The sequence below is a fragment of the Stenotrophomonas sp. 10N36 genome (assembly GCF_056395005.1).
In genome coordinates, this window is sequence record NZ_JBFTIS010000008.1 from 156,786 (window position 1) to 168,853 (window position 12,068).

The following is a 12,068-nucleotide window of genomic DNA, read 5'->3' on the forward strand; positions in this document are numbered from 1 at the left end:
CGGGGTGGGTTACTCGCCCTGGTACTGCTTTTCTTCCACCAGCTGCGAACCGGCCACGCGGTTGATCTCGTTCTTCACCTTCACCCGCTCGCCGTTGGTGCCGTACACCCCACGCGCCAGCTGGATGAACGCATCGTCGAACACCTGCGCCGCTTCCTTGTCGCGCAGCTGGTCCTGGATGTCCCACATGCGCACGTTGATCGCCTTGAGCTGATCCTTCAGGGCACCCAGCCCCGGCTGGCTGGCCAGCTGCTGCTGCCACAACGGCCACAGGCCATCGAGTTCCTTGCGGACGTTGGCGTTCTTGCCGGCATCGCTGATGCGCTCGGCCTTGATTTCCAGAATGGTGATCTTGTCGATCAGCTCGCCAATCGATACCGGGGTCAGGATCGCGTCCACGCCATTACTCGCAACAGGTCAGAGCGGCCATGATAGCGCGGCCCCTGTGCGGCATCGTGGACGCAGGATTTACGCTGATTTTGCGCCGGCACCGCCGCCACGGCATGGCGGCTTTACGGCCCCAACAGGAACACTGCCCACCTCGACGGCGCCGCCGTCCGATGGAGTGCTTCCCGTGGTGGTTGAACAGATGAAAGGGCGCATCGTGCGCCGCTGCAGCGTGCTGCTGCTGGGCCTGGCGATGAGTGGTGCGGCGGCGGCCGCGGTGGAGGGCAACCCGACCCTCACCACCGATTACGTCTGGCGCGGCAGCTCACAGAGCGACGGCGACCCGGCCGCGCAGGCCGGCGTCAAACTCGTCAGCGAGCGCGGCTGGTATGCCTCGGTATGGGGCTCGGGCGTGTCGTTCCAGCCCGACAACGGCGCACGCAGCGAGTTCGACGTGGTGGCCGGGTGGAGCGGGGCGTTGGGCCAGGACTGGGCGTTGGACGTCAACCTCACCCGCTACCTCTATCCGTCCAGCAACGTGGACCTGAACTGGACCGAGCTCAACAGCACCCTCACCTGGCAGCAGCGCTACTGGCTGCAGGTAGGCGTGTCCGACGACGCGCTGGCCGGGGGCCACACCGGCACCTACGCCCAACTGGGCGCCCGCCTGCCGTTGGGCGAGCAGTGGCGGTTGGAAGCGGCGGTGGGCCACTACTGGCTGGCCAGCGCGCAGGCCGACGACTACCTGCACGGCCAGCTCAGCGCCGTCTGGAAGGTCCACGGCCCGTGGGAACTGCGCCTCACCGCGCACGACACCGACACCGCCGCCAAACGCCTGTTCCCCGGCAACGCGGGCTCGCGGGTCGAGTTCGCGGTACAAACCGCGTTCTAACGGAGCGCCCACCAACCCCGCGCGGTAGAGCCGACCGTTGGTCGGCTACCCCAGGCGGCGCGCAATGCAGCCGACCAACGGTCGGCTCTACCGGGCGGCACGCAAATGCAGCCGACCAACGGTCGGCTCTACCGGCGCATCACCGCCATCGCCCACACCGCCATCGCCACCGCGGCCACGCCCGCGCCGGTCACGCACACCCCGGTCCACCCGAACGCGCCATACACCTGCGCCGACACCAGCGACCCCAACGACCCGCCAATGAAATACCCGGTCATGTACCCCGCATTGAGCCGGTTGCGCGCCTCCGGTCGCAGCGCGAACACCACGTTCTGGTTGCTCACGTGCAGCAGCTGCGCCGCCAGGTCCAGCACCAGCACGCCGACCACCAGCGCCACCAGCGACTGCGTCGAAAAGCCCAGCGGCAGCCACGATGCCGCCAGCAGCACCAGCGCCAGCGTCGTCGCCAACGCCGCCTTGCCCCGGTCGGCCATCCGCCCGGCCACCCCGGCGGCCAGCGTGCCCGCCGCGCCCACCAGCCCGAACAGCCCGATCGTCGCATCGCTGTAGTGGTACGGCGCGCCCGCCAGCAGGAAGGCCAGCGGCGTCCAGAACATCGCGAACATCGCAAAGCTCAACGCCCCCAGCAGCGTGCGCAGCCGGAACACCGGCTCCTGCGCGAACAACGTGCCGATCGAACGCAGCAACGCCCCGTAACTCAAGCCCGCATGCTGGTAGAAACGCGGCAACGTGCGATACAGCACCCACGTGGTCAGCACCAGCGTGCCCGCCGCCATCCAGTACACCCAGCGCCAGTCACCCAGCGACGACAACGCCCCGGCCACCGTGCGCGCCAGCAGAATGCCCAACAGCAGCCCGCTCATCACCGTGCCCACCACCCGGCCACGCTCTTCCGGCCGCGCCAGCGTGGCCGCAAACGGCACCAGCACCTGCGCCACCACCGAAAACAGCCCGGTAATCGCCGTACCCACCAGCAGCCAGGCGAACTCATGGCTCAACGCGCTCACCACCAGCCCGGACGCCGACAGCAACGACATCACCACGATCAACCGCCGCCGCTCGAACATGTCGCCCAGCGGCACCAGCAGCACCACCCCCACGCCATAGCTCAACTGCGCGGCCGTCACCAGCGTGCCCGCCCGGCCGAACGACACCCCGAACTCGCCGGCAATGGTGTGCAGCAGCGGCTGCGCGTAGTAGTTGCTGGCCACCGCCACGCCGGTGGCAAAGGCCATCAACAGCACCTGCCAGCGGCTCAACGGGGTGTGTACATCGGCGGTCATAACGCGTCCAGACTTCAGGGGGACGCCAGTGTCCGCCCACCCGCGCCATGATGGAAATGAATAGTTATCATCCAATGCATCTCAAAAATAGATGCATACCGGAGACCACCGCGTGAACCTCAAACAGCTCGAGTTCTGCGTGGCCCTGGCCGAAGAGCGCAACTTCACCCGCGCCGCCCAGCGCTGCCACGTCGTGCAGTCTGCGCTCAGCCACCAGATCGCCCACCTGGAAGAAGAACTGCAGGCCACCCTGTTCGAACGCCTGCCGCGCCAGGTACGGGTCACCCCGGCCGGCGAAGCGCTGCTCAGCCACGCCCGCCAGGTGCTCGATTCACTGCGGCACATGCGCGAAGACGTGGCCGCCGTGGCCGGCCAGGTGCGCGGCACCCTCACCATCGGCCAGATCACCTCGCTGACTGCCGTGGACCTGGTGGCCTGCCTGGCTGCCTTCCACACCCGCTACCCGCAGGTGGAATTCCGACTGCGCATGGACAAAAGCGAAGTGCTGATGGAAGACGTGCGCGAGCGCCGCGTCGATGTCGCGCTGGTGGGCCTGTCGCCCGGCACCGCCATCGACGGGGCCTGCCACCGGCTGCTGGCCGAAGAATCCATGGTGGCCGTGTTGCCGCCCAGCCACCCGCTGGCCAGCCGCAAACGCCTGTCGCTGGCCACCCTGGCCGAGCTGCCGCTGGTGGATTTCCAGTACGGCAGCGGCGCCCGCCGGCAGACCGACGAAGCCTTCGCCGCCGCCGGGCTACCGCATCGGGTGCCGTTCGAAATCAACCACATGTCGCTCATCGAGCGCTTCGTCCAGCAGGGGCTGGCGGTGGGCATCGTGCCGGTGGCCATCGCGGCCGGCTTCACCGGCGTGGCCTGCGTGGCCATCCAGGATGCGCCCGTGCGGCGCGTGCATGCGGTGTGGTCGCGGTTGCCCACGCCGGCGGCGCGGGCCTTCATGCAGGAACTGCTGCAGCACGTGGCCCCGCAGGCGGAGCCACGCGCCAGCGTGGGGCTCAGGCGCCGCGCACGCGCAGGGTGAGACCCTTCAGGAAGTTGCGCAGCAGCTGGTCGCCGCAGGCGCGGTAGTTCTTGTGGTCCGGCTGGCGGAACAGCGCCGACAGTTCCGGCTTGGACACCGGGAAACCGGCCTGCTGGAAAATATCGTGCATGTCCACGTCCTTCAGCTGGAAGGCCACGCGCAGCTTCTTCAGCACCAGGTTGTTGGTGATGCGCTTTTCCACCGGGCGCAGCGGCTGACTCTCGTCGCGGCCACGGAAGTGCACGATCAACCCGTCCAGGAAGTGCGCCAGGGTGCGATCGTCGCAGGCCACGAAGCCCTCTTCGTCTTCCTTGCGCAGCCAACCGGCCACATCGGCCTTGTCGATCACGAAGGCCGGATCGGCCAGGGCACAGGTGTCGGCGATCATGCCGTCGCTGAGGTCGAGCATGTAGCGGATGCTGCGCAGTACATCGTTGTTGATCATGTGACGTCCAATACCGCCGGCGCGGCTGCGCGGCTGGCCGCCATTTTACCCCCTGCCGGCCTCAGCATCCGGCGCGACCGGCTGCGCTGTCATCTGGCTGCCATGAAAGTGCAGCACAGTGCCGCCATCGAGCATCAACAGGCAGTGGAGCAGGCAATGCGCAGGTGGCAGGTTCTGGCGGGTGTGGGCATGGTCTGGCTGGCCGCAACGGCCGCCGCCCAGGCCCCGTATGTGGCAATCGAACAGCGCGTGGACCCGCAGGAACTGGCGCGGGTAGGGCTCAGCCCGGCCCAGCTGCAGACCCTGAACCGCCTGCTGCGCGAGGCCGATGCCCGCAGACCGGCTCCGCCGGTGGCCGCCGCCCCGGTGGCCCCCGGCGCGCCTACCCCGGCGCCCATGTTCCCGGGCCTGGACGACGGCCCCATCAACGCCACGGTCACCGGCCAGGTGGACGGCTGGGCCCCGGGCACCGTGTTCACCCTCGACAACGGCCAGCAGTGGCAGGTGCTCAAGGGCGAAATGAAGCTCAAAACCAGCCGCAGCAACCCGGCCATCGTCGTCGTACCGGGCATCGCCGGCCGCTGGTTCCTGCAGGTAGACGAAGACCTGCCCAAGGCCCGCGTCTTCCGCATCCGCTGATCGCGGATCGCGCGCCGGCCGCGTAAACGACGCCCACCCACGTAGAGCCGGGCTCTGCCCGGCTGCTCCAGATTTCGGTCAGCCGGGCAGAGCCCGGCTCTACGCGATCCCGCCCCGCGCGCTACGTCGCCATCCCCCCGGCACACACCCCCCGCATCGGTGCGAAAATACCCGTGATTCCCACGGAGTACCCCGATGACCCGTACCGCTCTGATTACTGGCGCCACCTCCGGCTTTGGCGCTGCCGCCGTCCATCGTTTCGCCCAGGCCGGCTGGCGCGTCATCGCCACCGGCCGCCGTGCTGAACGGCTGCAGCCGCTGGTCGACGCCTACGGTCCCGAGCGCGTACATGCGGCCGTCTTCGACGTGCGCGACAGCGCCGCCATGGAGGCCGCGCTGGCCTCCCTGCCGGCCGACTTCGCCGCCATCGACCTGTTGGTCAACAACGCCGGCCTCGCCCAGGGCACCGCCCCGGCGCAGAGCGCCTCGCTGGACGACTGGCGCACCATGATCGACACCAACGTCACCGCGCTGGTCACCCTCACCCACCGCCTGCTGCCGCAGCTGGTGGAGCGCAAGGGCGCCATCATCAACATCAGCTCGGTGGCCGGCGTGTACCCGTACCCGGGCGGCAACGCCTACGGCGGCACCAAAGCCTTCGTCAGCCAGTTCTCGCTCGGGCTGCGCGCGGACCTGCACGGCACCGGCGTGCGCGTCACCACCATCGAGCCGGGCATGGCCGAAACCGAGTTCACCCTGGTGCGCACCCACGGCAACCAGGCCGCCTCGGACACCCTCTACACCGGTGCCAACCCGATGACTGCCGACGACATCGCCGAGCAGATCTTCTGGGTGGCCAACCTCCCGGCGCACCTCAACATCAACCGCCTGGAACTGATGCCGGTAAGCCAGTCGTTCGCCGGTTTCCAGGTCGCGCGCGACTGATCCAAGGGCATCGCGGGCCGGTCGTGCCGGCCGCTGGCCGGCACTTCGCCACGCGAACAAACCGGTAGAGCCGACCGTTGGTCGGCTGCTCTTCGCGCATACCCACCGCTGACGGCAGCCGACCAACGGTCGGCTCTACCTCAGGCGGCTGTCCACACCGCCAACTCATACCCATCCGGATCGCGGAAATGACACCGCCGCCCACCCGGAAACTCGAACGTCGCCCGGCAGACCTCCGCCCCGGCGGCTTCCACCCGCCGCTGCGTGGCCGCCAGGTCATCGGCATACACAATCACCAACGGCCCACCGGGCCGCACCGGCTCACCCGTGGTGAACCCGCCGCGCAACCGGCCATCGTCGAACTCGGTGTACCCCGGGCCGTAATCGGTGAACGACCACCCAAACACGCTGCCGTAGAACGCCTTGCTGCGCGTAATGTCGGCCACGTTGAATTCAATGTTGTCGATCCGGCGATCGTTGCCGTGTGCGGTGCTCATGGGGGCATCTCGTTGAAAGGAGCCCCAGCATCGCCATCCCGGCCGCGCCGGTCTTGAACAAAACGGCCAGTCAGCTACGCCACTGTGCGCACAACTGCGCCGCCCCGATCCCCGCCAACGCCCGTACCTCGCGGCTCAGGTGTGACTGGTCGGCATAGCCCACATCCGCCGCCAACCCCGCCAGCCCATCCCCCGGGCGCGCACGTGCCAGCGCCAGGAAGCGCTGCAGCCGCAGAATCCGCTCCAGCATCTTCGGCCCATAGCCGAACTGCTCGTGGCACACCCGGCGCAGGCTGCGCGTGCTCACCTGCAGCGCTGAACTGATCGCGGCCAGATCGTGGCCACCGGCCCGCACCTGCCCGAACACCCGCGCCGCCACCGCGTGGCGCCCCCCGGTAGACCGGGGCAGCTCAGCCAGCGCCTGCGCAAACAACCGCTGCCGCGCATCGCCATCGCCCACATCATTCAAGCGCGCCGCCATCTGCCGCGCCTGCGGCCCCAGCACCGCATCCAGCTCCACTGCCGTGCCCACCATCTCGCCCAGCGGCATCCCCAACCACGCCCGCGCCGCGCCCGGCTGGAACCGCGCGCCCAACACCTGCGCACCGGGCATCAACTGCGGGTGCGCAGCCACCACATCCGGCCCCACCACATACAGCCGCCCATCGCGCCACAGGATGTCCACGCAGCCATCGGGCAGCACCGCCACCTCACCGCTGTGCCCCAGCGGCAGATCGCTGCGCCACAGCTGCCCGAAGCAGCCTCGCAGCGCAGCCGGCGGCGTCCATTCGCGATAGCGACCGCTGGCACCGGCAACGCCGGGAAGCTCAGCAGGATCGGGGCAGGAAGACATGCGCGGACGATAGCGCACTGCCAGGTGGTCGCCAGCGAGGGGGGCTGCCTGAAACAAGAACGCCGACCCAAGGGTCGGCGTCCAAGTTGCATCTGGAGCAACAGCCCCCTTGGAGTGCAAGGGGGCGCGCCGGCAGGCGCGGGGATGTGGAGGTACCAGCAGGGGCCCGAGGTTTCGCGTAGCGCAACCTTGGGGTAGTCGCGCGGCGCGCGGCTACTGCGCCTTGATCGCCATAGCCTGAAGCCCCGTCCCATCCAGCTTCTGCTTGGCCTCCGCCAGCTCCCCGGCGCTGCCATACGGCCCCATGCGCACGCGGTATACCGTCTTGCCGTTGATCTGCGCCGATTCCACCCGCGCCGCCAGACCAATCATCGCCAGCTTGGCCTTGGTCGCCTCAGCATCGCCAGACGCGCCAAACGCACCGGCCTGCAGGATGTAACGCACGTTGCTGGCCGCAGGCGCAGGCGCAGCGGCCGCTGCAGCAGGCGTCGCTGCCGCAGTAGCCGCCGGCTTCGGTGCAACCGGGGTAGCGGCCGCCGTCTGCGCCGGCGTTGCCGCCGCAGCCGTGGTCGCCGCCGGGCGCTCCGCCACCGGGGCGGGCAGCGGGGCGGTGCTCACCGGTGCCGCCGACGTGGTTGCCGCGGTGCTGGTCRGTGCCGGTGCCGGCGGCAACGGACGGCCTTCCAACGCCGCCTGCGCGCGCTGCGCCTCGGCCTTGGCACGGCGCTGGTCTTCCGCACGCGCGCTGGCCGCCAGCTCCGCATCGGACATCTCCACTTCCTTGCCGGGCAGCAAGGTATAGAAGTCGTACTGCGTAGCCGCCGGCTTGGCCGGTTCGGCAGGCTTGGCCGCCGCACCCGGCTTGGGCAGTTCAGCGCCCACGTCGGTATCGGCGTCGCTCACCGGGGCCGGCTGGGCGTTCGGGTTCGGCTGCGGGCCTACCCGCAGGAAGCCGTCACCGTCACTCTTGAACAGGTTGGGTGCTGCCAAAAACACTACGGCCGCAATCGCCACACCGGCCACCAGCCACACCCATCCCGGCGTGCCCTGGTTGCTGTTGCGTCGTGCCTGGCTCTTGCCGCGTCGTGCTGCCATTTACTGCTTCTCCACTGCTTACATTTTTTCCGGGGCGGAAACGCCCAGGACGCTCAGACCATTGGCCAGCACCTGGCGCGCCGCGCAGGCCAGCGTGAGCTTGGCGTTGCGTTCGGCGTCGTCAGCCACCAGTACCTGCGTGCCGTGATACCACGTGTGGAAGGCGTGCGCCAATTCACGCAGGTACTGCGCGATCAGGTGCGGTTCCAGCGCGATACCGGCCGCTTCCACCACTTCCGGGAAGCGCGACATTTCAATCATCAGCCACAGCGAGGCATCGTCGTTCAGCGACGCCACACCCGCCAGGCCTTCGCCCGGCGTGTAGCTCAGGCCCTTCTCCTGGGCCTGGCGCAGCAGGCTGCACACCCGGGCGTGCGCATATTGCACGTAGAACACCGGGTTGTCGTTGCTCTGCGCGCGGGCCAGGTCGATATCGAAGGTCAGCTGCGAATCGGGCTTGCGCGCAATCAGGAACCAACGGACTGCGTCACGGCCGGTTTCTTCGATCAGGTCGCGCAGGGTCAGGTAGCCACCGGCGCGCTTGCCCAGCTTCACTTCCTCGCCGCCGCGCATCACCGTCACCATCTGGTGCAGCACGTATTCCGGCCAGCCCTTGGGAATGCCCACGTCCAGCGCCTGCAGGCCGGCGCGCACGCGCGCCAGCGAGCCGTGGTGGTCTGCGCCCAGCTCGGTGATGGCGCGTTCATAGCCGCGCTGCCACTTGCTCAGGTGGTAGGCCACGTCCGGCAGGAAGTAGGTGTAGGTGCCGTCGGACTTGCGCATCACGCGGTCCTTGTCGTCACCGAAGTCGGTCGAGCGCAGCCACAGCGCGCCGCCGTCCTCATAGGTGTGGCCGGCCGCCTTCAGCTGGGCGACGGTCTCTTCCACCTTGCCGTCCTTGTATAGCGAGCTTTCCAGGAAGTAGATGTCGAAATCCACCCCGAACGCGGCCAGGTCCTGGTTCTGCTCGTTGCGCAGGTAGGCCACCGCGAAGCGGCGGATGCCATCCAGGTTGTCCGGGTCGCGCTCGCCCACCACCGAGTGGCCTTCCAGTTCCACCGTGGCACCAGCCAGGTAGGCGTTGGCCACGTCCTGGATGTAATCGCCGCGGTAGCCCGCTTCCGGCCAGCCGGCGTCATCGGGCTTGAGGCCCTTGGCGCGCGCCTGGGTGGACAGGGCCAGGTTTTCGATCTGCACGCCGGCGTCGTTGTAGTAGAACTCGCGCTTGGCGTTCCAGCCGTTCACATCCAGCAGGCGCGCCAGGCAGTCGCCGATGGCGGCGGCGCGGCCATGGCCCACGTGCAGCGGGCCGGTCGGGTTGGCCGACACATACTCCACGCCCACGGTCCGGCCGTTGCCGCTCAGGTTGCGGCCGTAATCGGCGCCTTCCTTGAGCACGCTGGCCGCTTCGCGCTGGTAGGCGCTGGGGGCGAGGTGGAAATTGATGAAGCCCGGGCCGGCGATCTCAACGCGCAGCACATCGGCGCTCTTGGGCAGCGCATCCAGCAGTGCCTGGGCCAGGGCGCGCGGGTTGCTGCGCGCCGGCTTGGCCAGCAGCATCGCGGCATTGGTGGCGAAATCGCCGTGCTCACGGGTCTTCGGGCGTTCGACCACGAATTCCGGGGTCAGGGTATCGGCCGGCAGAGTGCCGTTGGCGCGCAAGGCTTCGATGCCTTGGCTGATCAGGGCGCGGAGGAGATTTTTCACAAGGCCTGCTTTGGGACTGGAGCGGCGGAATCGGCAATTTTAGCCTAGATGGCGGGCCGATCCATTGAACGGGATTGGGGCAGGGGGACTTGAGGGGCCTTGGGGCCGCTTTCGGGGCTCCGGACCGGGGTATTTGGGCTGACTGGGACGTTCAGCCCCGAAAGGAGAGGGTGGGTTCGAGCCAGCCTCGTTCAGCCATGGAGACGGGGGTGCCTTCGCCTACTACTACGTGGTCCAGGAGGCGGATGCCGACAAGGTCCAGCGCTTTCTGGAGGTGCTGGGTGATCTCGCGATCCGCGCGGGAGGGCTCTGCGCTGCCGGAGGGGTGGTTGTGGCTGACGATGACCGCTGCGGCGTTATGCAATAACGCCCGGCGAACCACCTCCCGCGGGTACACGGCGGCCGCGTCAATGGTGCCGGTGAACAGCTCCTCATAGCCCAGTGTCCGGTTGCGGGTGTCCAAAAACAGCGCTGCAAACACTTCCTGAGGGCGGGAGCGCAGCTGCTGCTTGAAATACCGTGCCGCCGCACAGGGGTCGCGCATGCTCTCGCCACGATCCAATTGCGCGCGTAGATATCGGTTGGCAAGTTCCAGTGCCGCAACCAGCTTGCATGCCCGTGCCGGGCCCAGGCCAGGCAAATCCATGAGCCTTGCAGCGTCCATGTCCAACAGCTTCCGCAAGGGACCATGAACTTTCAACAGTTCGCGCGCGCAGTCCAGTACGTGGCGACCTTTTGGGCCGGTTCCCATGAACAGCACAAGCAGATCGACGTCCGACAACGCCCTTGGGCCCTGTGCGAGGAGTCGTTCGCGAGGGCGCTCATTCTTTGGCCACTCTTTGATTTCCATGCGGGAAAGTGTCGGCTGGCACACCCGCTGCCGCTACTGGGGCAACTCTCATGTTGGGGTAGGACCACAAAGTGAGCTGCTGTCGGGAAATCCGCAAAAATCGGGAGGCCATTGCCCGGCCTGGGGGATGGGTTGGGCATGTGACTGCCAGGAAAAGAAATCTTTACCAACCATGGCGCTTTCTAAAGCGTTCTTTCTTAACGTCGTGCCGATCCAGGAAATCACTTGATCACAGGCGTTGAAGGCTCAAGTACAACGATCCGGCGGACCCCGTTCGAACGCTGTGCGCGGGGGGGCGGGTTAATCGTTTGAAGCCAGTTGATCGCGTATAGACGTTTCCTGCTCCATGGTGGTGTCATCGGCCGCAGCAACGCACAAAGACGCCTCGCGGCATTGTGCGAGGTTCAAGGAGAAGATGTGCTGCAGCCGTCCGGAAGCAAGATGCGCGCAGGCCTCCGCGATGTCACCATCGTCCAGGCCGCGCAGGTCCAGCCACGTCTGCTTTTTCAGACCGACTTCGGGACAAATCACGCCGAGATGAAAGCCTGGGTATGGATCACCGTGATAACAGGGTGGGATCTCTGGCCGGCCATGTCGGCGACTCGTCAGAAGACGCCAGACCAAGTCGCCGCTTCGCCTGCCATGTGCCAACACCAGCACATACTTTGGATGCAACTGCCCGCTCGCGGAGTCGGCGTAGAAAGCATTGGCAAGAAGAATGCACCCGGGCGAGAGCCTGGGATCGTGGGTCATGCCTCAGTGCGTCCGCGCAGCGGCAAGGCCTTCATACAAGGCAGCCGATGCCAACACCGCATCGCGATCCGGCGCATCGGCAGAAATCGCAAGACGGTAATCAATCACCTGATCATTGCCTTCACCTTCCCGCCACGTTTTGCACCAAGCACCATTCTCAGCATGCGTCACATCGATCATGCCCTCAGAAAGCGTGTCGCGATACTCCGACGCAATACTCTCCATGAGCCGCATTTCCCGCTTGCTGAAATGCCGGGCGTCGAACGGCTGCAGTGGAACAACCCTATCGCGCCAGTAGTTGATGATCTGCTCCGGAACAATCTTGATCGCGCTGCGCAGCGCGTCATCGGGTTGATCCCACTGCTGCACCAGCTCGGCCGGAACCGGTCCCATCCGCCATGCGCGGTACTCCATACCGGTAACGCTGCGACCGGTCTGCCGGAAATGTTCAAAGTCCAGCAGGAAAAGCAGTTTGAACAGTTTGATTTTGCCAAGCGCCTGAGTGTGATGCGCGAAGTAAAGAATAGTCTGTACGAACTTTTCTTCCGTATGACTTTTCAGCACGAACCTTCTCCCAAAACGCTTCATCCAGACGATTCTACGCGCGGGCACCTGAATTCGCTATATCACATTATGAACTGCGATGCACGCATTGAAAGGCG

Annotated in this window: 14 protein-coding genes; 4 read left to right on the forward strand and 10 right to left on the reverse strand. The window is 66.9% G+C overall.

Annotation, left to right across the window (positions count from 1 at the left end):
• Positions 1-9: 9 nt before the first annotated feature.
• Entirely contained in the window at positions 10-399 is a 390-nt protein-coding gene (locus AC1DCJ_RS10400) for a DUF6165 family protein (protein ID WP_478070887.1), read from the reverse strand.
• Between the two features lie 190 nt (positions 400-589).
• On the opposite strand from AC1DCJ_RS10400, the gene AC1DCJ_RS10405 reads away from it, so the two are divergent.
• Positions 590-1,279 (forward strand): TorF family putative porin, encoded by a 690-nt coding sequence (locus AC1DCJ_RS10405; protein ID WP_478070901.1) that lies wholly within the window; start codon positions 590-592, stop codon positions 1,277-1,279.
• A gap of 128 nt (positions 1,280-1,407) precedes the next feature.
• Here the strand turns inward: AC1DCJ_RS10405 and AC1DCJ_RS10410 are convergent, their stop codons facing one another.
• Complete coding sequence (locus tag AC1DCJ_RS10410) at positions 1,408-2,583, reverse strand: MFS transporter (RefSeq protein WP_137191813.1); 1,176 nt, start codon at positions 2,581-2,583, stop codon at positions 1,408-1,410.
• 112 nt (positions 2,584-2,695) lie between these two features.
• Between AC1DCJ_RS10410 and AC1DCJ_RS10415 the strand changes: the two genes are divergently transcribed.
• A complete protein-coding gene (locus AC1DCJ_RS10415) occupies positions 2,696-3,622 on the forward strand; it encodes a LysR substrate-binding domain-containing protein (protein ID WP_478070888.1) in 927 nt (308 codons plus the stop codon).
• On the opposite strand, the gene AC1DCJ_RS10420 is transcribed toward AC1DCJ_RS10415, so the two are convergent.
• Positions 3,597-4,067, reverse strand: coding sequence for a YehS family protein (locus AC1DCJ_RS10420; protein ID WP_038690991.1), 471 nt, complete (start codon positions 4,065-4,067; stop codon positions 3,597-3,599). The genes AC1DCJ_RS10415 and AC1DCJ_RS10420 overlap by 26 nt on opposite strands.
• A 102-nt stretch (positions 4,068-4,169) precedes the next feature.
• Here AC1DCJ_RS10420 and AC1DCJ_RS10425 point away from each other — a divergent pair, with 102 nt between their 5' ends.
• Both AC1DCJ_RS10425 and AC1DCJ_RS10430 read left to right on the forward strand, forming a co-directional pair.
• A complete protein-coding gene (locus tag AC1DCJ_RS10425) occupies positions 4,170-4,706 on the forward strand; it encodes a hypothetical protein (protein WP_478070889.1) in 537 nt (178 codons plus the stop codon).
• A gap of 195 nt (positions 4,707-4,901) precedes the next feature.
• A complete protein-coding gene (locus AC1DCJ_RS10430; protein ID WP_478070890.1) occupies positions 4,902-5,651 on the forward strand; it encodes an SDR family NAD(P)-dependent oxidoreductase in 750 nt (249 codons plus the stop codon).
• A 140-nt stretch (positions 5,652-5,791) separates the two neighbouring features.
• Here AC1DCJ_RS10430 and AC1DCJ_RS10435 read toward each other — a convergent pair whose 3' ends face one another.
• From AC1DCJ_RS10435 to AC1DCJ_RS10465, 7 genes are all read right to left on the reverse strand, one after another.
• On the reverse strand, positions 5,792-6,148 hold the full coding sequence (locus AC1DCJ_RS10435; RefSeq protein ID WP_478070891.1) for a VOC family protein: 357 nt from the start codon (positions 6,146-6,148) through the stop codon (positions 5,792-5,794).
• Between the two features lie 70 nt (positions 6,149-6,218).
• Positions 6,219-7,001: a DUF6597 domain-containing transcriptional factor gene (locus tag AC1DCJ_RS10440; RefSeq protein WP_478070892.1), complete on the reverse strand. Its 783-nt coding sequence runs from the start codon at positions 6,999-7,001 to the stop codon at positions 6,219-6,221.
• A 213-nt stretch (positions 7,002-7,214) separates the two neighbouring features.
• Positions 7,215-8,096 carry an SPOR domain-containing protein gene (locus tag AC1DCJ_RS10445; protein ID WP_478070893.1) on the reverse strand — a complete coding sequence of 294 codons (882 nt, stop codon included), beginning with the start codon at positions 8,094-8,096 and terminating at the stop codon, positions 7,215-7,217.
• Positions 8,097-8,114: 18 nt separating this feature from the next.
• Entirely contained in the window at positions 8,115-9,803 is a 1,689-nt protein-coding gene (gene argS, locus AC1DCJ_RS10450; RefSeq protein WP_448135111.1) for an arginine--tRNA ligase, read from the reverse strand.
• Positions 9,804-9,954: 151 nt separating this feature from the next.
• On the reverse strand, positions 9,955-10,653 hold the full coding sequence (radC, locus tag AC1DCJ_RS10455) for a RadC family protein (RefSeq protein ID WP_137191807.1): 699 nt from the start codon (positions 10,651-10,653) through the stop codon (positions 9,955-9,957).
• 300 nt (positions 10,654-10,953) lie between these two features.
• Positions 10,954-11,406 carry a hypothetical protein gene (locus AC1DCJ_RS10460; protein WP_478070894.1) on the reverse strand — a complete coding sequence of 151 codons (453 nt, stop codon included), beginning with the start codon at positions 11,404-11,406 and terminating at the stop codon, positions 10,954-10,956.
• A gap of 3 nt (positions 11,407-11,409) precedes the next feature.
• Entirely contained in the window at positions 11,410-11,994 is a 585-nt protein-coding gene (locus tag AC1DCJ_RS10465) for a Panacea domain-containing protein (protein WP_478070895.1), read from the reverse strand.
• Positions 11,995-12,068 lie beyond the last annotated feature (74 nt).